Annotated in this window: 24 protein-coding genes and 1 pseudogene; 19 read left to right on the forward strand and 6 right to left on the reverse strand. The window is 61.5% G+C overall.

Annotated elements, in window-relative coordinates:
- Window positions 1-367 precede the first annotated feature (367 nt).
- From NKG99_RS30975 to NKG99_RS30995, 4 genes are all read left to right on the forward strand, one after another.
- A complete protein-coding gene (locus NKG99_RS30975; protein WP_352873047.1) occupies window positions 368-661 on the forward strand; it encodes a type II toxin-antitoxin system RelE/ParE family toxin in 294 nt (97 codons plus the stop codon).
- Window positions 658-1,266, forward strand: a complete 609-nt coding sequence (locus tag NKG99_RS30980) for an addiction module antidote protein (RefSeq protein WP_352873048.1) — start codon at window positions 658-660, stop codon at window positions 1,264-1,266. Before NKG99_RS30975 ends, NKG99_RS30980 begins: the two co-directional genes overlap by 4 nt.
- 643 nt (window positions 1,267-1,909) lie before the next feature.
- Window positions 1,910-2,167, forward strand: a complete 258-nt coding sequence (locus tag NKG99_RS30990; RefSeq protein WP_352873051.1) for a PepSY domain-containing protein — start codon at window positions 1,910-1,912, stop codon at window positions 2,165-2,167.
- A 389-nt stretch (window positions 2,168-2,556) separates the two neighbouring features.
- Window positions 2,557-3,039 carry a hypothetical protein gene (locus NKG99_RS30995; protein ID WP_352873053.1) on the forward strand — a complete coding sequence of 161 codons (483 nt, stop codon included), beginning with the start codon at window positions 2,557-2,559 and terminating at the stop codon, window positions 3,037-3,039.
- 63 nt (window positions 3,040-3,102) lie between these two features.
- Here NKG99_RS30995 and NKG99_RS31000 read toward each other — a convergent pair whose 3' ends face one another.
- Entirely contained in the window at window positions 3,103-4,983 is a 1,881-nt protein-coding gene (locus tag NKG99_RS31000; RefSeq protein WP_352873054.1) for a L,D-transpeptidase family protein, read from the reverse strand.
- A 262-nt stretch (window positions 4,984-5,245) separates the two neighbouring features.
- Between NKG99_RS31000 and NKG99_RS31005 the strand changes: the two genes are divergently transcribed.
- On the forward strand, window positions 5,246-5,641 hold the full coding sequence (locus tag NKG99_RS31005; protein ID WP_352873056.1) for a rhodanese-like domain-containing protein: 396 nt from the start codon (window positions 5,246-5,248) through the stop codon (window positions 5,639-5,641).
- 13 nt (window positions 5,642-5,654) lie between these two features.
- Here NKG99_RS31005 and NKG99_RS31010 read toward each other — a convergent pair whose 3' ends face one another.
- Window positions 5,655-6,563: an alpha/beta hydrolase gene (locus NKG99_RS31010; RefSeq protein ID WP_352873058.1), complete on the reverse strand. Its 909-nt coding sequence runs from the start codon at window positions 6,561-6,563 to the stop codon at window positions 5,655-5,657.
- Window positions 6,564-6,610: 47 nt separating this feature from the next.
- Here NKG99_RS31010 and NKG99_RS31015 point away from each other — a divergent pair, with 47 nt between their 5' ends.
- Window positions 6,611-7,063 (forward strand): MarR family winged helix-turn-helix transcriptional regulator, encoded by a 453-nt coding sequence (locus NKG99_RS31015; protein ID WP_352873060.1) that lies wholly within the window; start codon window positions 6,611-6,613, stop codon window positions 7,061-7,063.
- Between the two features lie 19 nt (window positions 7,064-7,082).
- On the opposite strand, the gene NKG99_RS31020 is transcribed toward NKG99_RS31015, so the two are convergent.
- Window positions 7,083-7,694 (reverse strand): pyridoxamine 5'-phosphate oxidase family protein, encoded by a 612-nt coding sequence (locus tag NKG99_RS31020; protein ID WP_352873062.1) that lies wholly within the window; start codon window positions 7,692-7,694, stop codon window positions 7,083-7,085.
- A 72-nt stretch (window positions 7,695-7,766) separates the two neighbouring features.
- Window positions 7,767-8,120, reverse strand: coding sequence for a gamma-butyrobetaine hydroxylase family protein (locus NKG99_RS31025; RefSeq protein WP_352873064.1), 354 nt, complete (start codon window positions 8,118-8,120; stop codon window positions 7,767-7,769).
- A gap of 200 nt (window positions 8,121-8,320) precedes the next feature.
- Here NKG99_RS31025 and moaA point away from each other — a divergent pair, with 200 nt between their 5' ends.
- The 12 genes and pseudogenes from moaA to NKG99_RS31085 all read left to right on the forward strand — a co-directional run bounded on the left by moaA (window position 8,321) and on the right by NKG99_RS31085 (window position 17,393).
- Window positions 8,321-9,316: a GTP 3',8-cyclase MoaA gene (gene moaA, locus NKG99_RS31030; RefSeq protein WP_352873066.1), complete on the forward strand. Its 996-nt coding sequence runs from the start codon at window positions 8,321-8,323 to the stop codon at window positions 9,314-9,316.
- 57 nt (window positions 9,317-9,373) lie between these two features.
- Window positions 9,374-9,847, forward strand: a complete 474-nt coding sequence (locus NKG99_RS31035; protein WP_352873067.1) for a hypothetical protein — start codon at window positions 9,374-9,376, stop codon at window positions 9,845-9,847.
- Window positions 9,848-9,999: 152 nt separating this feature from the next.
- Window positions 10,000-10,359: a hypothetical protein gene (locus tag NKG99_RS31040; protein ID WP_352873068.1), complete on the forward strand. Its 360-nt coding sequence runs from the start codon at window positions 10,000-10,002 to the stop codon at window positions 10,357-10,359.
- A 121-nt stretch (window positions 10,360-10,480) separates the two neighbouring features.
- Complete coding sequence (locus NKG99_RS31045; protein WP_352873069.1) at window positions 10,481-11,401, forward strand: DMT family transporter; 921 nt, start codon at window positions 10,481-10,483, stop codon at window positions 11,399-11,401.
- Window positions 11,402-11,457: 56 nt separating this feature from the next.
- Window positions 11,458-12,075: pseudogene (gene mobA, locus NKG99_RS31050) on the forward strand (molybdenum cofactor guanylyltransferase MobA); the annotation flags it as partial.
- 9 nt (window positions 12,076-12,084) lie between these two features.
- Window positions 12,085-12,594, forward strand: a complete 510-nt coding sequence (gene mobB / locus NKG99_RS31055) for a molybdopterin-guanine dinucleotide biosynthesis protein B (protein WP_352873092.1) — start codon at window positions 12,085-12,087, stop codon at window positions 12,592-12,594.
- Window positions 12,595-12,750: 156 nt separating this feature from the next.
- Window positions 12,751-13,536 (forward strand): ABC transporter substrate-binding protein, encoded by a 786-nt coding sequence (locus tag NKG99_RS31060; protein ID WP_023759175.1) that lies wholly within the window; start codon window positions 12,751-12,753, stop codon window positions 13,534-13,536.
- Window positions 13,537-13,616: 80 nt separating this feature from the next.
- Window positions 13,617-14,336: an ABC transporter permease gene (locus tag NKG99_RS31065; protein WP_352873070.1), complete on the forward strand. Its 720-nt coding sequence runs from the start codon at window positions 13,617-13,619 to the stop codon at window positions 14,334-14,336.
- The gene (locus NKG99_RS31070; protein WP_352873071.1) at window positions 14,333-15,154 is read left to right on the forward strand and encodes an ABC transporter permease; all 822 of its coding nucleotides are present in this window, start codon (window positions 14,333-14,335) and stop codon (window positions 15,152-15,154) included. The genes NKG99_RS31065 and NKG99_RS31070 overlap by 4 nt, the downstream gene beginning before the upstream one ends.
- 111 nt (window positions 15,155-15,265) lie before the next feature.
- Complete coding sequence (locus tag NKG99_RS31075; protein WP_352873072.1) at window positions 15,266-16,135, forward strand: NAD(P)-dependent oxidoreductase; 870 nt, start codon at window positions 15,266-15,268, stop codon at window positions 16,133-16,135.
- Window positions 16,136-16,147: 12 nt separating this feature from the next.
- Entirely contained in the window at window positions 16,148-16,852 is a 705-nt protein-coding gene (locus NKG99_RS31080) for a DNA alkylation repair protein (RefSeq protein ID WP_352873094.1), read from the forward strand.
- Window positions 16,812-17,393, forward strand: coding sequence for a GNAT family N-acetyltransferase (locus tag NKG99_RS31085; RefSeq protein ID WP_352873073.1), 582 nt, complete (start codon window positions 16,812-16,814; stop codon window positions 17,391-17,393). The genes NKG99_RS31080 and NKG99_RS31085 overlap by 41 nt, the downstream gene beginning before the upstream one ends.
- Window positions 17,394-17,478: 85 nt before the next feature.
- Here NKG99_RS31085 and NKG99_RS31090 read toward each other — a convergent pair whose 3' ends face one another.
- Window positions 17,479-18,831, reverse strand: a complete 1,353-nt coding sequence (locus NKG99_RS31090) for a DUF7986 domain-containing protein (RefSeq protein WP_352873074.1) — start codon at window positions 18,829-18,831, stop codon at window positions 17,479-17,481.
- 310 nt (window positions 18,832-19,141) lie between these two features.
- Here NKG99_RS31090 and NKG99_RS31095 point away from each other — a divergent pair, with 310 nt between their 5' ends.
- Window positions 19,142-19,708, forward strand: coding sequence for a DUF3299 domain-containing protein (locus tag NKG99_RS31095; protein WP_352873076.1), 567 nt, complete (start codon window positions 19,142-19,144; stop codon window positions 19,706-19,708).
- A gap of 27 nt (window positions 19,709-19,735) precedes the next feature.
- Here the strand turns inward: NKG99_RS31095 and NKG99_RS31100 are convergent, their stop codons facing one another.
- Window positions 19,736-20,227, reverse strand: a complete 492-nt coding sequence (locus NKG99_RS31100; RefSeq protein WP_006205209.1) for an Lrp/AsnC family transcriptional regulator — start codon at window positions 20,225-20,227, stop codon at window positions 19,736-19,738.
- Between the last annotated feature and the right edge of the window lie 193 nt (window positions 20,228-20,420).

Consider the following 20,420-nt stretch of genomic DNA (forward strand, 5'->3'; position numbering starts at 1 on the left):
GATTGAAACGAAAAGTGGCGGCGTGGGACGACGAATTCCTCGTAAGCGTCATCTCACGATAATTAACTCACCCGATTCCCCTGGGACGCGACCACACTGTCTGCTGACAAAATGTATCCGCTCCCGCGGCTCGCCCTCCTAGAACTGGCCGGTTGAGGGCTCTGAAAGCCAACGGTCGCGCACGGATGCGGGACCCCACATGACGGCCCCCCAAGGGCCAGCCGATAACCCGGGGGCACCCGCCGGACTCTTCAACCGCCGTCTGCGGTGCCGGCGCAGTGGCTGCGGCTAAGCAAGGCACTTGCAGGTAACCCTTGCGCGTTTTCTAGCGTGCCTATATTGTGGCCTATAGGCGACAGGGCAATGAATGGAAATCCGCCAGACCAAGGTCTATGCCAAATGGTATGGTGACTTGCCAAATGCCGCGCGCGGTCGCATCGACGCCCGCATTTTTCGTGTCCGGCATACCGGCCATTTTGGCGATACGAAGCCGGTGGGCGAGAGCGTTAGTGAAATGCGCGTCGATCACGGGCCAGGCTATCGCATCTACTTCGCCTGCCACGGCGATGCTGTGGTGCTGTTGCTGTGCGGTGGCGACAAGGGCAGTCAAAGGCGCGATATCGCAAGGGCGAAGAAACTCGCGCAGGAGTATTTTGAATGACAGTTGAAACGACAGCTTGGGATGTCAGCAAGAACCTCGATAACGAGGAAACCATTGCGCATTTCCTCGACGAGATTTTCGCCGATGGCGATCCCGCGCTGATGGCGGCGGCACTCGGCGAGATCGCCCGTGCGCGCGGTATGACGCAGATCGCCAAGGCTGCCGGGCTATCCCGCGAAAGCCTCTACCGGGCACTCGACAGCAAGGGCCGTCCCGAATTTGCGACTGTTATCAAGGTGGTTCACGCGATGGGTCTGCGCTTGAGCATCGAGGCCGTCGAGCCGCCTGCATCGGAGACCGGATCACGCTGGTCGACTGCGGACTCCGCTTCTGTGCGTTCCAAGGTTTACCGCAAGCGGGACGTGGCGGTTGCCGCCGCAAAAAAACATACTGCCGCCAAAGCAATGCCGCGTGCTTTTGCCAACCCGGCAAGGCCTGTGGCCGCCTCTGTTCTCACTGCCCGCGCTGCGAAGCCTGCCATTGCAAAGGCTCCAGCCGCCAAAGCAGCGACGAAGTCGAAAGCTCCGAAAGCTGCCGCCAAAGCGGCGACGAAGCTCGGCGCGGCCAGAAGCGGCAGCCGACCAATCGCGAAGCGCAAGGCCTGAAGGGGGCCCCCACAAGCCACCCCTCACCCCGCCTGCCAATTAACCCGGGGGCGGAGCGATCTGTGGACGACAACATCGCCCGCCATGCCTTCGCGCACCCCAGCGGCAAGTGTGGCCTTAAGTCGCAACAATTGGCTTCCGAAAGCAGGGCCCCGGGCTTCATTCACGCTGCGACCAACACCATATGGTGATCCACAGCCCTCCAAAACGAGAGAAGCTCGCCCTGACGCGGTCGCACCGCGGCCGTCAGCGGGCAATGACTATGAACTAGGAACCTGAAAAACCATGCCTGAAAATATCAGACCAACTTCGAGAGACGTCCCACTCATTCAACTGGGCGTCTATCAGTGCCGCTTCCCGGTGAGCGAAGACCGGTCAGTACCCGGCGGTTATCGTTTTTGTGCTGGGCCAACTTCGCCGGATCGCGTCTATTGCGATCACCACCACGGCATCGTGACCGCCGTCGACCCTCGTCGAACCCGTTCAGGTCTCCACCCCGCTCAACGACGCGCCGCGTAAGTTAGGCGGGCGGCAGCCCCTCGAACAGGTAGCAAGCCGGTCGGCTGAGATGGCCCGGCATGCCACCCGCGGAACAAACCGGCATGGCAGCGAGTTTCTGTCCCAGGAAAGTTGAGGGAAAACCATGTCCAGATTGCTCCTGGCGACCAGCGTCGCCGTTCTTCTCGCCGGCGGGCCGGCCTTTGCCGCGGACGATGCTCCGCTGCCGCCGTCCAATGCCAAGAAACTGTCTGACATTCTCGCCAAGGTCGAGAAGCGCGACGGCTTTCTCTATGTGAAGGAGGTCGACTGGGATAGCGGCGCCTACACCGTCACCTACTACACGTCGGACAAGGCCAAGGTTGAGATCAATTATGATCCCGTGACGGGCGAGCCAAAATAAGGGTCGTCGTCGGAGGCCGTTCGGACGCGAATCATTGGCCACTCCCAGCCGTTGCCATCGGTCTTTCCGGGCGCTCGCGCCGCCCCTCACCTGCCTGCCGGCATCCTCTCCCCGTATAGCGACGGGGAGAGGGACGCTCGCCGCCGATTTCGCCAATTGTCAGCGCTTCAGCGCTGTAGAAAGGCTCCGGCGCCGCGGCCATCCTCTTTCTCCCCGTCACTATACGGGGAGAAATGTCCGGCAGGACAATGAGGGGCGGCGCCGACTTCGACAATTGGCGCTCTCCGCCACGAGTTGGAAACGGTCGCTGGCCTGAGGCGATTGCCCTGCCTCCCCTTGCGCCAGATCGCCTTTGATGGCTGACTGTGGGTTAGGCGCCGCATTGGGGGATGGGCATGGCGACCGCGAAACACGTGATGAAGCGCATATTGATGATGCTGGCCGGCTACTTCGTGTCGGTTCTGGTCGGCCTGATCGCCATCGCGGCGATCTATGCCGTGCTCAGTTCCTTGCCCAACTCGCCCGGCTATTTCGACTTCATGGGCGTCTCGCCGATCGCGGTCCTGCTGGTCCCGCCACTCGGCATGTTCGTCTATTTCCTGACGATTGTCGTGACCGCGCTGCAGACGCTGATCTTCGCGCTGATCGCCGAGTTCTTCTCGCTGCGCAATGTGCTGCTGCACATGGTTTTCGGCGCCGCCGCCGCGGTTGGCGGTTTCGCCCTGATCTGGCCGAGTGCGCCGGAGGACATGGACCCGGAGCGCTGGGTCGACATCGGCATCATCGCCGCCGCCGGCCTTGTCGCCGGGTTGCTCTATTGGCTGATCGCCGGGCGGGACGCCGGCTTCCGGCGGCCGCTGCTGGAGCGCTAATGCATGTCGCCCAAAAGTGGGCAGCGGTTTTGGGACAACGACATGCATAAAGAAATTTTTCATTCAACTCGTCGGTGAGCGCACCGCCTCGGTGGCGTCCAAGGCCTGCTTCAGCCGCGAGTCGCGGTCGTAGACATCGTCGAAATATTCGACCTTGCCGGACAGGTCAGGCCAGGCGGTGAAATAGGCGACATAGACCGGGATCGTGCGTGTCACATTCTCGGTCGCGTGGCCGTGCTTCAGCTTCTCGGCGATATAGTCGACCGAGGTACCGAGCACCGCCGCCGCCATGCCGCGTGGATCCTGCAGCCGCACGCAGCCATGGCTGAGCGCGCGCATGTCACGCTCAAAGAAGGATTTCTGCGGCGTGTCGTGCATGTAGATCGCGTGCTTGTTGGGGAACAGGATCTTCAGTTCGCCCAGCGCATTGGCCTCGCTCGGCTGCTGGCGCACGCTGTAGGGGATGTTCGAGCCATAGGCGCCCCAGTCGACCGCCGACGACGGAATACGCTTGCCGCGCGAATCCGTCACCTCGTAGCCGGCCCGGTCGAGATAGCCGGGATCGTTGCGCAGCCTGGGCAGCATTTCGTTGACGATGATCGACTGCGGCACGCCCCAATAGGGATGGAAATCGACCTGCTTGATCTGGTCGTAGAAGAAGGCGGTCTGGTTAGTGGTCCGGCCGACGACGACACGCGTCTTCAGCTTTTCCTCGCCATTGTCGATATAGCTCGCGGTGAAGGCCGGCTGGTTGATGAAGACCCGCGGGCTGCCGAGATCGGAAGGCAGCCAGCGCAGTTCCTCCAGCGCCACTTCCACCTTCAGCAGCTTGTCGGCCTTGGATGTTCCGGCCAGCGACGCAACGGTGCGCGGACCGATGACGCCATCGCCCTTCATGCCTGCCTTTTGCTGCACGGCCTTGATGATCGGAATGAGTTCCGGGTCGTAGACTTCGCTGGTCGCCAGCCTGGACAGGATTTCGCCATAGGCGCCGCCCATCTCGTCATCGAGATTGCGCGCGATCAGGGTCAGCAGCTTCGGCAGTTCAGGGCTGGTTTCGCCCGGCTTCAGCAACAGCTTGGGGTCGACGACGATTTCGTTTTCCGCACTTGCCTGCAAGGATTCCAGTTCGACGCGCAGCGCCTGGTATTCCGCATTCTGCGGATGCCGCGATTCGAGATAGGTGCGCACCTCCTGGGTATGCGCCAGCGTTTTCAGCACGCCTTGCAAGTCGAGCGGCTTGGCCGGGAAATCGTAGTAGCCGGTCATGCGGTTGGGCTCGACGCGGCCGTTCTGGGCGTCGTGGGCATAGCGCAGCACGCGCGCCGACAGCGCCATCTCGAAACGGACGAGCTCTTTCAGCTGCGCATTGGGGTCGGCCGAAGATGCACCGGCGGCGGGCACTTCGACCGTGTAGTCGGCGGGCGTGAGACCATAGCTTGAAGCCTCGCCAAGGACGCGCACCGCATCCTGAGCACGGCTGTTGAGGCTGGTTCCCGTCACCCAGATGAAATCCGGATTGGCCGAGTAGTAGGCGATCAGCGCCTTGGCGATGTCGGGTTCGGCATAGAGTTCGTAATCACTCAAGCTGGCAACCGCATCCCGAAACGCAGCAACCGTCACTGACGGCACGAAAGCCGCATCCTGCGGCACCGCCGGCTCCGGCGTCGCCGCCAGCGCCGAGAAGTCGACGCGAACCAGACGATCGGCCTTGTAGGTGTAATAGGACGGGCCGCTGATTCTCACGCTGCCACCGCCGCCCGGCGCTTTGGGCTTATTCTTCGGTGGTGGCGGCGGAAACTCGCCTTGCGGCGCGTGCTTGACGCCGCCGCCGAAAAGCATGTCGAAGAGGCCCTGCGCGCCTGCTTGCGGCACACCGAAAGCGAGCGTTGCCGTGATCGCCATCAGCGGCATCACGGCCGCCTTGTTTCCGAGGAATTTCATGGATCACCCGCTCCCGGCCGCAGCCGGTTCCCGTTCCGCACGCTAGATCGTCCCGCTCACCGCATGGCGGATGTAAGGCGCGACTATACTGATTCATACCGATTTCGTTAAGCTTTCATAAATTTTGGAACGTCTGTTGCAGAACGGTTTCACAACATCGTGACGGCTGGAGCGAGGGTGCTTGCGCTCCGGCACCGACGCGGCGTGACAAACGCCGGCCGGTGTGATCGAAATTCGCCAGCAAGCCGGGAGGGATGAAAGCGTGAAAAAGGGTTATCGCGAACTGCTGGACGAGGCGAACGCCGAGATCGAGGTGGTTTCTCCTGAGGAAGCAGCCGGGCTGCTCGACGAGGAAGACACAATCTTCGTCGATCTGCGCGACCCTCGCGAGGTGGAACGCGACGGCCGGATTCCCGGCGCCAAACATGTCACCCGCGGCATGCTGGAATTCTGGATCGATCCCGAAAGCCCGTACCACAAGCCGTTCTTCGCCTCGGGAAAGAGCTTCGTCTTCTTCTGCGCCGGCGGCTGGCGTTCGGCGCTGGCCACCAAGACAGCGCAGGACATGGGGCTTGCGCCGGTCAAGCACATCCTTGGCGGCTACACCGCCTGGAAGGCGGCCGGACTGCCGATCGAACCCGGCGAGAAGAAGAAATAATTTCGATCGACGCTCAGTGCAGCAGCGTCGGCTCGCGATGCGTCACGAAGCCGACCGCGCGTTCGACCACACCCTTGTCCGCAAGGATACGGCGGTGGCCGAGCCCGTCGGCCCAGTAGAGCCGCACATGGCCGCCTGCGCCGGCGTAGCGCTTTGCATGGTCGGCCGAAACTTCGCGATCGTCCTGCGCATGGATGACCAGGGTCGGCACCGGCGCCTGGGCGAGCTGGCGGTCGCCGGTGAATTCGTGCAGCGGCCGGCCGGAAAGATGCTCGACCCGGTCCGCCATGGCGGCTTGCGAGCGCGGGCCGACATTGAGCATGCGGCTGAAGTCGGCAAAGATCGCCGGCAGGGAGCTAGGCGCCGCGATCAGCACCAGGCGTCCGGCGGCCAGCGGCGGGATGTTCTTGACCGAGCCGGCGATGGCATTGGCGGCGACCGCGCCGCCGAAAGAATGACCGACCGCCGCCACGAAGGGGCCGAACCACTCGCCGGCAACCCGCACCGCATCGACGGCATTGACCATGTTGAGCCGCCTGCCCTGCGACTGGCCGTGGCCGGGCAGATCGAGCGAAACGACCCTATGGCCGGCGGCGCGATAGCCTTCGATCAGCGCGCGCATATATTCGGTGCGCGAGCGCCAGCCATGGACGACAAGCACCGTGCCGGCGGCCGCCCTGCCCGGCTCCGGCCGGAACTCGTGCGCCATGACGCAGCCGGTCGCGGTCTTCAGCCGGTGATGACGCGCCTCGGTCATGAACTCCGCCGCACGGTCGATGGCGCGCCGTTCACCATCGCTGAGCGCCTTGACGTTCGGCGTGCGACAGAACAATTCGAACGCCGCGCGTCCGGTGAGCCGCGGCGCGACACGCTCGGCCGCACCGAACACGCCCCGGATGACCTTCAGCCCGAATGATGCCATAGTGAGAATCCATCCATACGTTCAAGCATGAACATAATAGTTCAAAGATGAACAATAAACAAGAGCTACCTTGGGACAACCCGCGTTTTCGCAACTGGGTCGCGGTGGCGCGCGCCTGTCATGTGCTTGAACGCACGCTGGCGGTGAAGCTGGGGCCGCTCGACTTGAAGCCGGCGCAGCTCGACGTGCTGATGAACCTCTACCGACATCCCGGCATGTCGCAGCACGACCTTGCCCGCAAGCTGCTCGTCGGTCGCTCCAACATCACCATGCTTTTGCCGCAGCTGGAGGCGCGTGGCCTGCTGCGCCGCGAGGGCGACGAGAAGGACAAGCGCATCCTGCGGCTCGCGCTCACCGAGGCCGGCGAGGCGCTGCTGATGCAGGCGCTGAAAGTGCATATGGCGCTGATCGAGAAGGCGATGAGCCAGTCGACACCGGAACAGTGCGACATGATCGGCGATCAGATGCGCAAGATCTATGAGGTGCTGAAGGAGGCGTAGCGGCTCTTTCAGCCCAGACTTACCACATCGTCTTCTTCGCCCGCTCCGGCCATTCCTTGTCGTAGGTCTCGCCGTCGATGCTCTTGCGACTGGTGATTTCCAGGATTTGTCCGGGCGTCGGCAACGACTTCGGGTCGACATGCCTCGCCGGATTCCAGAGCTCGGAGCGGACGATGGCACGGGCGCATTGGAAGTAGACCGAATCGATGTCGACGACGGTTACCGATCGCGCCGCCCTGCCTTCGACCGTGAATGACGCGCATAGCGTTGTATCCGTGGTGATATGAGCGCGACCATTGACGCGCAGCGTCGTGCCCGATCCCGGCACCAGGAACAGCAGGCCGACGCGCGGGTCGCGGATGATGTTTCGAAGCGAATCGGCACGGTTGTTGCCGCGACGGTCCGGCATCATCAGGGTTTTCGGATCGCGGATGCGCACGAAGCCGGCGAGATCGCCGCGCGGCGAACAGTCCAGACCCTCCGGGCCACTGGTCGCCAGCGCGACAAAGGGCGAGGCTTCGATGAAGGCGGCATATTCCGGGATGACGTGGTCGAGTTCCTTGACCAGCGAGGCCTCGCCTGGAACGCCATAGAGCGCATCGAGCTGCTCGACCGTGGTGATGACGGACATCTTTTTCGTCTCCAAACCTTCGCTGGCGCTACCCCACTTCGATGACGCTTTGACGACAATGGCGGCGCCAGCCTAGCGGTCCCGGCTCAAGCCCTTTTCCGCAAGCTCGGCGAGATAGGCGTTCCAGCGCGCATCCTTCTCGTGGCCGAGCGTGTGCAGGTAATTCCAGGTGAAGATGCCGGTGTCGTGGAAATCGTCGAAGGTGATACGCACGGCATAGTTGCCGACCGGCTCGATCTTCAAGATAGCGACATTGCGCTTGCCGGGAACCGTCACCCGCTGTTCGGGCGAATGGCCTTGCACCTCGGCCGATGGCGAGGCGACGCGCAGCAGTTCCGCCGGCAGTTCGAAGGGCTGGTGATCGGGAAAGGTGACGGACAGCAGTTTGCGGTCCTTCGAGACCCGGAGTTCCTTCGGCGCGGTCATGCTGTTCGATCCCGTGTCATTCACCCCTTCCCTACGCCGCTTCGTCAAACGGGAAAAGGTCTGATAAAGCCGACCGACATGCTATGTCGGCGCAGGGATGTTACCAAAGATCTACAGCCGCTATCTTGAATGAACGGCTGGATCGTATCACATAGCGGTATATAACGACGCCGTTCACGGCCACGGGAAGCGTTTGAAGCATGGACATGATCGACCCTTTCGGTCGCACGATCAGCTATCTCCGGGTGTCGGTCACCGACCGCTGCGATTTTCGCTGCACCTATTGCATGGCCGAGGACATGGCCTTCCTGCCGAAGAAGGACCTGCTGTCGCTGGAAGAACTCGACCGGCTCTGCGGTGTCTTCATCGAAAAGGGCGTCAGGAAATTGCGCCTCACCGGCGGTGAGCCGCTGGTGCGCAAGAACATCATGCATCTGGTGCGCCAGCTGTCGCGGCATCTCGAAAGCGGCGCGCTGGAAGAACTGACGTTGACCACCAACGGCTCGCAACTGTCGCGCTTTGCCGCCGAACTCGCCGATTGCGGCGTCAGGCGCATCAACGTCTCGCTCGATACGCTCGATGCCGACAAGTTCCACAAGATCACCCGCTGGGGTCATCTCGACAAGGTAATGCAAGGCATCGATGCCGCGCAGGCGGCCGGGTTGAAGGTCAAGCTCAACGCGGTGGCGCTGAAGGATTTCAACGACGCCGAGCTGCCCGGGATGATGCGCTGGGCGCATGGCCGCGGCATGGACCTGACGGTCATCGAAACCATGCCGATGGGCGAGATCGATGCCGACCGCACGGACCAGTATTTGCCGCTGTCGCTGCTGCGCGCGTCGCTGGAGCGCCAGTTCACGCTGACCGACATTCCCTTCAAGACGGGCGGCCCAGCCCGCTACGTCCATGTCGCCGAGACCGGCGGACGCCTTGGCTTCATCACGCCGATGACGCATAATTTCTGCGAGAGCTGCAACCGCGTCCGGCTGACCTGCACCGGCACGCTGTACATGTGCCTCGGCCAGGAAGACGCCGCCGACCTGCGCGCGCCCTTGCGGGCCTCCGAAGGCAACGAACTGGTCGCTGACGCCATCGACGAAGCGATCGGCCGCAAGCCGAAAGGCCACGACTTCATCATCGACCGCCGCACCAGCCGCCCATCGGTGTCGCGGCATATGAGTGTGACGGGCGGCTGATTCTTTACTGAATTCGTGCAAGATTGCCTTCCTGGTCATTTGGCTTGGAGGCGAGACATGCGGCGACGTTCTTCATCCCTGGCGTTTGTCACAGCAATTGCAGCGACCAGTGCGGTCGCCGCGCCGTTCACCTATGTGAACGAGCGCTTCGGCACCGTCTGCACGTTCCCCGATGAGATCTTCACCGATCGCCAGCCCGAGCCGGATAATGGCGACGGACAGGAATGGCTGAGTGCCGATGGCGCCAGCCTGATCTGCTCGGGCATCCTCAACATCGACGACGATACGCCGAAGGGTTTTGTGGCAGCCGAGAAGGCCAGCGACGAAGCCGGCTACATGGTCACCTACAGCAAGTCCGGCAAGGATTGGGCGGTGTTGTCTGGGTTGAAGGGCGGAAAGATCTTTTACGAGCGGCGCCTGTTCGGCAGGGATGGCGTCATCCGCACGGTCCGGATCGACTACCCGCCAGCCCTCAAGTCGAAATACGACCCGCTTGTCGGCGCCATCGCCGGCAGTCTCAAGGAGCCATGAGAGTTTGGGGGACCATGAGCGTTTCGGGACCGTGAGCATTTCGGCCACACCGCGAACAAATCCTTATCCGCGAATGCTCCGCTGATTTACCGTTGGTCCGTTCCGGCCTAGCCTTCCGCTTGGGACGGTTTCATCCAACGGGGGAATACATCATGCGCAAACTCGTTCTTTCTCTTGCACTGCTTGGCCTCGCTTCCGTGCCAGCGGCCGCCCAGTCGATCGGCGGAACCTATACGGTCGCCGGCACCAACTTCGACGGCTCCGCCTATGGCGGCGAGGCAACCATCGCGCTGACCAGCGGAACGACCTGCACGATCCACTGGGAGACGGGCGGCTCATCTTCCGACGGCATCTGCATGCGCAACGATGACGCCTTCTCCGCCGGCTATGTCATGGACAAGGATATCGGCCTCGTCGTCTACAAGGTGATGGACGACGGCTCGCTGCACGGCCTATGGACGATCGCCGGCAAGGAAGGCAATGGCACCGAGGTGCTGACGCCGAAAAAGTAGGTTCCGCCGCCATCGCAGGCGATCTCCTGGGCCACAAACAGGGCTGTGGCCCAGCCCTTTGCTGTTGCTGTTTCATGCCCGGCTGTTACAGGCTTGCCGCAAAGCAGAACCGGTAGTCGTCTTGCCCCTGTCTCCAAATCTTCGCGGCGCGTTGTTCATGATGGTGGCGATGGCCGGCTTCACGCTCAATGACGCCATCACCAAATACTCGTCGCAATCGATGAACATGGCGCAAGTCATGCTGATCCGTGGAGCTTTCGCTTCGCTTTTCGTCGGCCTCCTCGCCTGGCAGCGCGGCGCGCTCGCTCGCCCGGGCTCGATGCTGCAGCCGCTGGTGGCCATGCGCGTGATCGGCGAGGCCGGCGCAACGGTGAGTTTTCTCGTCGCCCTCGCCCATTTGCCGATCGCCAATGTTTCGGCGGTGCTGCAGGCGCTGCCGCTGGCGGTGACGATGGGGGCGGCACTTGTCTTCGGCGAGGCTGTCGGCTGGCGGCGCTGGCTGGCGATCGCCATCGGATTTGCCGGCGTGCTGATCATCGTGCGGCCTGGCTTCGAAGGGTTCAGCATCTACTCGCTGTCGGCGCTGGCCAGCGTCGCTTGTTGTGCGGTGCGCGATCTCAGCACCAAGCGCATTCCCAAGGCTATTCCGACCCTCCTGGTTTCGACCGCCACCGCGCTTGCCATGACCATGGTCGGCGCGGCGCTGTTGTCGCCGATGGGCGGCTGGACACCGATGACGGGCAACAGCACGGCTTTGTTGGCCTTGGCCGCGGTGCTTGTGCTCATCGGCTACCAGTTCATCATCATGGCGATGCGCTCGGGCGACATCTCCTTCATCGCGCCGTTCCGCTACACGGCCCTGATCTGGTCGATCCTGCTTGGCCTGTTCATCTTCGCCGATATTCCCGATCTGCCGATGATCGTCGGTGCCACGATCATCATCGGCTCCGGCCTCTATGCGCTTTACCGCGAGCGAGTGGTCGGCCGGCGAAAGATCGTCGCCGAAAGCACCGGACCGTCGATGGTTCCGGACGGGATCTAGCCTGTTCATTTGAAGGTTCTTGCGATTCCCAGCGGCTGGCGTACAGGCTCCATGGCATGAAACGAGATGTTGCGGGGATCATTCTGGCCGGCGGCCAATCGAGACGGATGGGCGGTGGCGACAAGACCCTGTTGCCCCTTGGCAGCGGCTCCGTGCTCGACCAGGTCGTTTCGCGCTTTGGCCCGCAGATCGGCCCTCTCGCGCTTAGCGCCAACGGCGATCCGGCGCGGTTCTCGCGCTTTGGACTGCCGGTGCTTGCCGACACGGTGACCGGCTTTGCCGGGCCGCTTGCCGGAATCCTCACCGGCCTCGAATGGGCCGTTGCCAACACGGCTTGCGAGGCGATCGTCACAGCCGCCGGCGACACGCCCTTCCTGCCGCTGGATCTTGTCGAGCGACTGGCGGTCGCCACCGATCAAAATCCAGGTTCGATTGCTGTCGCTTGCTCGGGCGGCAAGCGGCACCCGACCTTCGCGCTCTGGCCTACAGACTGTCGCGACGGCCTGCGGCAGTTTCTCGTCGATGAGGACAACAGGCGGGTTTCGGCTTTCATCGACCGGCACGGTTTTGTCGAAGTGGAATTCCCGCTTCTTCCATCGGCGGGTCACCCGGTCGACCCCTTTTTCAACATCAACCAGCCTGATGATCTTGTCGCTGCCGAAGGTCTGTTGCAGCATGAAATCATGAACAGACGTGTCTTCGGCATCACCGGTTGGAAAAACTCCGGCAAGACGACATTGACCGAAAAGCTGGTCACCGAACTTGTCCGGCGCGGCTGGAAAGTATCGACGGTGAAACACGCTCACCACGATTTCGACATCGACAAGCCGGGTGCCGACAGCTACCGCCATAGGCAGGCCGGCGCCACGGAAGTCGCGATCGTCTCGGGAACCCGCTGGGCGCTGATGCACGAGCTGCGCGGTGAGGATGAGCCGACGCTGGAGGTGATTCTATCACGGCTCGCGCCTTGCGACCTGGTGCTGGTCGAGGGCTACAAGCGCGAGGCCCACCGCAAGATCGAAACCCGCCGGCTGGACGCGAAAGACCGCACGCCGCTTTCGGCAAGTGATCCCAATATCGTCGCCGTCGCCGCCGATTTCGCGGCTGAAGGCGGTTCCCTGCCGGTGTTCGATCTCGACGATACAAAGTCGATAGCCGACTTCATCGAGCGCACCACGGGGCTCGCTGGCTGAGCGCTGACGCAGCGGCGGAATAGCCTTCCCAACCTTTGTGGTTTTGCAGTTGCTTTTTTCTTGGAAAGAGTGGGAGTATCGCGCCAGCGGGCGGCCAAAAGCACCGCCCACAGAGCCGTTTGGAACGACGGCCGGGACCACAAAGAGAGGATTATCATGCGTATTGCACTGCGTATCGCGCTCGCCGCTTCGGCCGCGCTGTTGACGCTCGGCGTAGCCCAGGCCCAGGAAAAGACCCTGAGGATCGGCACCGAAGGCGCCTACCCGCCATTCAACAACCTCACCGCCGATGGCCAGCTCGTCGGCTTCGACATCGACATCGCAAAGGCGCTTTGTGATGAAATGAAGGTCAAGTGCACCTTCGTCGCCCAGGATTGGGACGGCATCATTCCCGCCCTTCAGGCCGGCAAGTTCGACGCCATCGTCGCCTCGATGTCGATCACCCCAGAGCGGCTGGAGAAGGTCGACTTCTCGCACAAATACTACAACACGCCGTCAGCGCTCGCCGTGCCGAAGGACAGCACGCTGAAAGGCGTGACCAAGGAAGATCTCGCCGGCAAGACCATCGGCGTGGCCACCACCACCACGCATTTCAACTATGCCTCGAAAACCTACACCGACAGCACCGTCAAGGGCTATCCGAGCAGCCCCGAGGAGCAGGCAGATCTTGCCAATGGTCGTCTCGACGCCATCGAGGACGATATCGTCGTGCTGCAGCAGTGGCTGGATTCGCCCGATGGCGCCTGCTGCAAGATCCTCGGCCAGCCGTCGCCGCAACCAGTCGAGATCTTCGGGCCAGGCGCCGGCATTGCCGTGCGCAAGGGCGAGACCGACCTGGTCAACAAGCTCAACACGGCCATCGACGCCATCCGCGCCAATGGAAAATACAAGGAAATCAACGACAAGTACTTCAAGTTCGACGTCTACGGCGCCGAGTCCTGATAAATTAGGGTGAGGACGGCGGGGAACTCTCCGCCGTCTTTCTATTCGTCTCGGGAACGCCGTGGAGATAAGACCTGTCGATGCCAGCCCAGAGCATATGGACACTTCTCAGTTGGGGACCCGATGGCTGGCTTGACGATATCGCCTATGGCGCACTGATTACCGTTGCGCTTGCGCTTGCCACGCTGCCCATTGGATTGACGATCGGCTTTTTCATTGCACTCGCCAAGCAGTCCGAAGAGCCTTCGCTGCGCCTTGCCGCCAATATCTACACCACGGTGTTTCGCGGCCTGCCGGAGTTGGTAACGCTTTTCCTGTTCTTCTTCGGCATGCCGATACTGCTGCAGCATCTCGTCAGGTATTTCTGGCCGGACGCCACCATCGACGTCAACAGCTTCGTCGCCGGCATGATCGTGCTTGCGCTGATCTTCTCGTCCTATGCCAGCGAGGTTTTCCTTTCGGCCTTCCGCGCCATACCGAAGGGCCAGTACGAGGGCGGCTACGCCATCGGGCTTTCCAACTGGCTGACCATGCGCAAGGTGATCGTGCCGCAGCTGCTGCGCATCGCGTTTCCCGGACTGGAGAATTGCTGGCTCAGCCTGCTCAAGGACACGTCGCTCGTATCGGTCGTCGGCCTCGCCGAGACGCTGCGCAATGCCAGCATTGCCGCCCGCGTCACCAAGCACGCTTTCCTGTTCTTCGGCGTGGCCTCCCTGGTCTTTCTTGGCCTTGCCGTCGTGTCGTCCTTCGCCACCGGCGCAATTCTGCGCTCGCTTGGCCGGCGGGAGGCACAGCGATGAGCGCCACAGCCGTCATCGTCGAGCGGCCGCCGCCCCAGGCGCGGGGTTGGCCGCGCAGGCGTATCGCCGGTTATGCGCTGGTCTGCCTGTGGATTCTATTCGGCGCAGGCATCGTCAGCTATCTGGTCGTTGCCTGGAACGCCGATTTCTTCGCCAAATATGCGCCGGCCTATTTGCAAGGGCTTGGGGTAACGCTCTCGCTGGTTTCCATATCGATGGTGCTCGGCGCGATACTTTCGGTGCCTGTCGCTTATGGGCGCATGTCCAGCAACCGGATCCTGTCCGGCCTCGCCTATTGCTATGTCTATTTCTTCCGCGGCACGCCGCTGCTGGTTCAGACCTACCTAGTCTACTATGGATTGGGCTCGTTCAGGGTCGAACTCCAGTCGGTCGGCCTCTGGGACTTTTTCAAGGACGCGTTCAATTGCGGCGTCTTTGCCTTTGCGCTCAACACCACCGCCTACCAGGCCGAGATTCTACGCGGCGCCATCGAGAGCGTGCCTCGCGGGCAATGGGAAGGGGCAGCATCGCTCGGCCTGCACAAACTGCAGACATTGCGCAAGATCATCCTGCCGCAAGCCTTGATCGTCGCCTTGCGGCCGTATGGCAACGAACTGATCCTGATGGTCAAGGCGTCCGCCATCGTCGCCATCATCACGGTCTATGATCTGATGGGCAATGCAAAGCTCGCCTTCGCCAACTCGTTCGACATTCAGGCCTATATCTGGGTCGCTCTCGTCTATCTTGTGATGGTCGAGATCCTGCGCCATGGCGTTGAATGGATCGAGCGCCGGATCACCGTTCACCTGAAACGCTGATCATTTTCAATTGGCTGCACCAGTCGATCTGGTCACACGCGTCTTGACGAATTGAGCGCAGAGCCTAGAGCTTTCGCGGCAAATTTCGTTTCCATTCTGAAGGGCAAGCTCATGGCATCTGTGGCATTTCTCGGTCTTGGCGTAATGGGCTATCCGATGGCCGGGCACTTGAGGAACAAGGGTGGCCACGACGTCACGGTCTACAACCGCACCAAGGCCAAGGCAGAGCAGTGGGTCGGCCAGCATGGCGGCAGCCTCGCGGCGACGCCGGCGCAAGCAGCCGAGGGCAAGGATTTTGTCTTCTCCTGCGTTGGCAATGACGACGATTTGCGCTCGGTGACGACGGGTCCCGAAGGCGCCTTCACATCGATGAAGAAGGGTTCGGTCTTCATCGACAACACCACGGCCTCGGCCGAGGTCGCACGCGAGCTGGCGGCGGAGGCGCAAGCGCGCGGCTTTTCGTTCCTTGATGCACCGGTCTCCGGCGGCCAGGCCGGCGCCGAGAATGGCGTGCTGACCGTCATGGTCGGTGGTGAGCAGGACGCTTTCGACAGGGCCAGGCTTGTCATCGACGCTTTTGCCCGCATGGTTGGCCTGATGGGGTCGGCCGGTGCTGGTCAGCTCACCAAGATGATCAACCAGATCACCATCGCCGGCCTCGTGCAGGGGCTGGCCGAAGGCATCCATTTCGGCAAGAAGGCCGGGCTCGACATCGAGAAGGTGATCGAGGTCATCTCCAAGGGCGCGGCCGGTTCCTGGCAGATGGAGAACCGCCACAAGACGATGAATGCCGGCAAGTATGATTTCGGCTTCGCCGTCGATTGGATGCGCAAGGACCTTGGCATCTGCCTGGCGGAAGCCGACCGCAACGGTGCCAAATTGCCGGTGACCGCGCTTGTCGATCAGTTTTACAAGGACGTGCAGGCAATGGGCGGTAAGCGCTGGGATACGTCCTCGCTGCTGGCGCGGCTGGAAAAATAGGCTTTTATGGCGATGCCCCTGCCCGATCCAGACTGGACCGCGGATGAGATCGTCGCCCACCTCAGGGCAATCGGCACCGCGGAGAATCGAGCCGGCTTGGCGCGGTTCGGCATCAACATCGCGACGGCGCTCGGCGTCGGCAATTCGGACCTGCGGCCGCTCGCCCGCAAGCTGAAGCGCAACAACGAACGGGGTCTGATGCTGTGGGACACCGGTATTCGCGAGGCGCGGCTTGTGGCGGCGTTCACCGGCGAGCCGAAAGAGATCACCATCGAACAGTGCCGCCGCTGGGCTGGCGACTTCGATTCTTGGGAGGTCGTCGACACTGTCTCGGACCTGTTCGCTGATACGCCGTTCTGGCGCCAGCTGATTGAAGAGTTCGCCCATGACGAGCGCGAATTCGTCCGTCGGACCGCCTTCGCCATGCTGGCATGGGCAGCGGTGCATTTGAAGAAGGAACCGGACGAGACGTTCCTGTCCTATCTGCCGCTGATCGAGGCCCATGCAAGTGATCCTCGCAACTTCGTCAGGAAGGCGGTCAACTGGGCGCTGCGGCAAATCGGCAAGCGATCGGTGAGCCTGCATGCTCCTGCCCTTGCCGTGGCGCGGAAGCTTGCCATGTCAACCGACAAGACCGCGCGCTGGATCGGCAAGGATGCGGTGAAGGAACTATCGGATGCCAGGACGATCGAGCGCCTCGCCGCCAGGAAGAGCTGAAGGACGCAAAATCAGCTTCACGGAAGTGACGCGCTCGACACGCGCCGATTTCGAAAACCTGTTCGAACAGCCGGGCGCGCCGAAATATTGCTGGTGCATGGCCTGGCGCCATCTGCCCAGCCGCGAGCATGTCCAGAACGACAAGAAGAAACGGGCCATGATGGCGCTTGTCGGTGCCGGCACGCCGGTCGGCATTCTCGCCCATATTGACGGCAAGACCGTCGGTTGGTGCTCGGTCGCGCCACGCCAGACCTATCGCAGGCTTTCCCGGCAGCAAGACGATAGCGAGACGGATATCTGGTCGATCGTCTGCTTTTACGTGCCAAGGGCTATGCGCGGCGGCGGGCTGGCTGCCGCACTGCTCGACGCGGCCATAGATCACGCCTTTGCCAAGGGCGCCAGCACGATCGAGGCTTATCCGGTCGATCAGGCGTCGCCGAGCTACAGCTTCATGGGCCTTCGCGACATGTTTGCGGCGCGCGGTTTCAACGAGACCGGGATGGCCGGATCTCGCAGACATGTAATGCGGCTCAAGCGTTGACGCTGGAATGAGATGCGTTCGAATTGAAAGCGCATCGCTCCATCTATTTTGTTTCGCTGTCTCCGCGGCTCCAGTTGATTGCGGGCTATCGACGCAGGTCGTGAACGCCGAGTTCTTTCCAAACCCATTCGAAATTGTAGGTGGCCATGGGATCGGTTGGGTCCGGCTGCTTGACGGTTTGGTTTTCCATGTATTTGAGCCACTCGACGACCTTCTGGCGACCAGCGGCGGTTTTGACGGCCTGACGCGGTGTTTTATTTCCCAGCATTGCGACCGGCAGGTCCAGCGTTTCAAGATAGTGCCGATCCAAGAACTCATGAACGCCTTGTTTGATGACTTCGGGCGGCAGACTCGATTGCTTTTCGGTATGATTGCCCGGCCGCGCGGCCGTCATCTGCTCGACAGTACGGATATCGGTAAGAGGCGTCTGGACAAGATCGCCAAGGGCCTGCCGGATCAGGGCCGTCCCCTTTGTTGCTCGCGCAGCGGAATTGGTGGACAGTTTCAGGAAAGGACCCGTCAGCTCGACATTGCCCAACACGCTCAAACCGTCGTCCATCGTGGCGTCGAGAGTAGCTGCGTTCCCCCTCTTTGGGTTGTCCCTGTTTCCCGGCGTCTCTTCCAGCCAGTTCCAGAATTTCACATTTTCCTGCCACATGCCCGGAATGCTGTTCAATCGGGCAGCGATATCCCGCTGTATCGCCCCGGATGCCAAGGGGAAGCAGACATCGTGGAAAACGATATCGTCGCCATGATTGTTTCGCAGCAATGGCCTGGTCATCGCCCTGTTGAGGGTGTCGTACAACCAGGACAGAGTGAACATGGACGCTGCCGCCTGCAGCTCTTCATTCTTCAAGGCAGGTATTTTTTTTGCATTTTTTTTGCCGAACGTGCCCCGCAGCACATCGAACAGCGTCTCCGCGGCTTGCGGGGTGAACGGCAAAACGCCGCCGGCAAGAACGTTCTTCCCCATGACAGGTACGATCCGTGCAGCAATCCTGTCCCACTGTTTCAACGTCTTCGTGGCGGTGCCCTCGCTAACGGTGATGGGTTCACCTCCGCGGATAAGGTCCCGCGCCGCAAGAGATTGTCCAGGTACGACGTTGCTTACTTCGTACAGGCTCATGACGGAGGTCCGTAACGCCATCATATAAGCCTTGGATCGGGCGTTTTGCTTCCAGCCTCGACGCTTGACATAGTCATCGACCATGTTGCCGGGTTCACCCTCGAAGTCTTGGGTCAGAAAGTCCTCGAAGGCGCAGCCCCAAACGGTCATTGCCCAGACCTCGCCGAGGATTTCGGTGAGGTCTTCGAAATCCATGTCGCAGGCATCGAGGACGGGGCCGAGATGATCGTCAAGCACCTCTTCGAAACATCCGCGCCATTCCACACGGGTAAGGAATTTCATCAGCCCTTTGAGATCATCGCTGGTTGGCATGGTACTTCTCCATGTTCTGGCGAGGTCGTGGACGAACGTATGCGGCCGGCTATGGCCGCTCTATTTTTTGCTCCGCTGTCGCGACCGGGCAAGGCACTTTCGGCGCTTTCCCAAGCATTTATTCGTGTCATGCTTCCCGCGAGGTCGCTGCGAGACCCCGATAGCGCACCACCCTCACAGCGGCGCTCGAATTGCGCGCAAGAGCGAAAGTGTGGATTGAGGTACAGTGCGATCCGGCATCTGCAAAAATGCTCTCGAATCACGACGGTTTGACTCGATCCGGGCAGCAGGTTGGCGAAGAATGGAGCCCATGAACAATCGCTTGAAATCAGGTGTGATCCTGGCTGCCGCATTTGGCGTTTCCATCGGCCAGGCCTCGGCCGAGACCGCGCATATATTCTGGAAGGATCTGCGCCCGGCTGCGCAAGCAGCCGCCGAAAATGTCGGGCTGCCGATGATCGCGGCAAAATTGCCGGACCACGGCGAGACGCTGTCCCTCGATCTGCAGGACAAAAGCATTCAGTTGGCCGGCTATGCATTGCCCGTCGATCGCGACGGCGACCTTGTCTATCAGTTCCTGCTGGTGCCGTGGACGGGTGCCTGCAGCCACATGCCGACGCCGCCGCCCAACCAGATCGTATTGGTCACGCCTGCTCGCCCCTACAAGATGTCGGAAGCTTATCAGCCGGTCGCGGTCACCGGTGCGCTGAAGCCGGAGATGGAGAAGAGCCAGCTGTTCATTCTCGACGGCGTCAGCGTCGTCCAGTCGGGCTACAGCGTCCGCAAGGCAGAGGTCGTCGCTGCCGACAGCGTGCCGGACACCGTCACGCTGCCAGTAAATTCGCCCTGGAGTTTCCTCAACAAAAAGAAAGATTAAGCGGGAGAACCTTGCGCAAGGGTCAGCTCAGGCGGCGTTGGCGCCCGACTCCTTGTCCAGCACCATGTAGTCAAGCGGGATTTCGGTGGTGTACTTGATCTGCTCCATGGCGAAGGACGACGACACGTCACGGATTTCGATCTTGGCGATCAGCCGCTTGTAGAACGCATCATAGGCGGCGATGTCCGGCACCACGACGCGCAGGAGATAGTCGACGTCGCCGCTCATGCGGTAGAACTCGACCACCTCGGGAAACTCCTGGATGACTTCCGAGAAGCGCCTCAGCCACTCATGACTATGCGAATTGGTGCGGATCGACACGAAGACGGTGACGCGCACATTAACCTTTTCATGGTCGAGAATGGCGACACGCCGCTTGATGACGCCCTCTTCCTCGAGCTTCTGGATGCGCCGCCAGCAAGGCGTCGTCGACAGCCCGACTTTCTTGGCGACATCGGCGACCGCGAGTGTCGCGTCCTCCTGCAACAGGCGGAGAATTTTTCTATCGAGGCGATCCATCGAGTGCTCCCTGGTGCATGTCGCCCAAAAGTGCGTAGCGGTTTTGGGATAACGACATGCGTAAGACAAAAATTCAAAGCGCGTCGCGTGCCCTCGGGCGCGACGCGCTTGGGAATAGATTGGCTATATTCCCCCTTATTTCGACCTTTCACAAGAAAGAAATTCTGTCAATATGGCGAAAAGCGAGTGATTT

Source organism: Mesorhizobium sp. M1409 (genome assembly GCF_040317535.1).
In the GTDB taxonomy this organism is placed as follows: Bacteria; Pseudomonadota; Alphaproteobacteria; order Rhizobiales; family Rhizobiaceae; genus Mesorhizobium.

Coding starts and splice junctions, on each gene's coding strand:
- NKG99_RS31015 (WP_352873060.1), top strand. CDS start 6,611: ATGAACAATAAACAAGAGCTACCTTGGGACAACCCGCGTTTTCGCAAC.
- NKG99_RS31060 (WP_023759175.1), top strand. CDS start 12,751: ATGCGTATTGCACTGCGTATCGCGCTCGCCGCTTCGGCCGCGCTGTTG.
- NKG99_RS31040 (WP_352873068.1), top strand. CDS start 10,000: ATGCGCAAACTCGTTCTTTCTCTTGCACTGCTTGGCCTCGCTTCCGTG.
- moaA (WP_352873066.1), top strand. CDS start 8,321: ATGGACATGATCGACCCTTTCGGTCGCACGATCAGCTATCTCCGGGTG.
- NKG99_RS31010 (WP_352873058.1), bottom strand. CDS start 6,563: ATGGCATCATTCGGGCTGAAGGTCATCCGGGGCGTGTTCGGTGCGGCC.
- NKG99_RS30980 (WP_352873048.1), top strand. CDS start 658: ATGACAGTTGAAACGACAGCTTGGGATGTCAGCAAGAACCTCGATAAC.
- NKG99_RS31090 (WP_352873074.1), bottom strand. CDS start 18,831: ATGCCAACCAGCGATGATCTCAAAGGGCTGATGAAATTCCTTACCCGT.
- NKG99_RS31075 (WP_352873072.1), top strand. CDS start 15,266: ATGGCATCTGTGGCATTTCTCGGTCTTGGCGTAATGGGCTATCCGATG.
- NKG99_RS30975 (WP_352873047.1), top strand. CDS start 368: ATGGAAATCCGCCAGACCAAGGTCTATGCCAAATGGTATGGTGACTTG.
- NKG99_RS31000 (WP_352873054.1), bottom strand. CDS start 4,983: ATGAAATTCCTCGGAAACAAGGCGGCCGTGATGCCGCTGATGGCGATC.
- NKG99_RS30995 (WP_352873053.1), top strand. CDS start 2,557: ATGGGCATGGCGACCGCGAAACACGTGATGAAGCGCATATTGATGATG.
- NKG99_RS31065 (WP_352873070.1), top strand. CDS start 13,617: ATGCCAGCCCAGAGCATATGGACACTTCTCAGTTGGGGACCCGATGGC.
- NKG99_RS30990 (WP_352873051.1), top strand. CDS start 1,910: ATGTCCAGATTGCTCCTGGCGACCAGCGTCGCCGTTCTTCTCGCCGGC.
- NKG99_RS31020 (WP_352873062.1), bottom strand. CDS start 7,694: ATGTCCGTCATCACCACGGTCGAGCAGCTCGATGCGCTCTATGGCGTT.
- NKG99_RS31095 (WP_352873076.1), top strand. CDS start 19,142: ATGAACAATCGCTTGAAATCAGGTGTGATCCTGGCTGCCGCATTTGGC.
- mobB (WP_352873092.1), top strand. CDS start 12,085: ATGAACAGACGTGTCTTCGGCATCACCGGTTGGAAAAACTCCGGCAAG.
- NKG99_RS31070 (WP_352873071.1), top strand. CDS start 14,333: ATGAGCGCCACAGCCGTCATCGTCGAGCGGCCGCCGCCCCAGGCGCGG.
- NKG99_RS31085 (WP_352873073.1), top strand. CDS start 16,812: ATGCCAGGACGATCGAGCGCCTCGCCGCCAGGAAGAGCTGAAGGACGC.
- NKG99_RS31025 (WP_352873064.1), bottom strand. CDS start 8,120: ATGACCGCGCCGAAGGAACTCCGGGTCTCGAAGGACCGCAAACTGCTG.
- NKG99_RS31080 (WP_352873094.1), top strand. CDS start 16,148: ATGCCCCTGCCCGATCCAGACTGGACCGCGGATGAGATCGTCGCCCAC.
- NKG99_RS31035 (WP_352873067.1), top strand. CDS start 9,374: ATGCGGCGACGTTCTTCATCCCTGGCGTTTGTCACAGCAATTGCAGCG.
- NKG99_RS31100 (WP_006205209.1), bottom strand. CDS start 20,227: ATGGATCGCCTCGATAGAAAAATTCTCCGCCTGTTGCAGGAGGACGCG.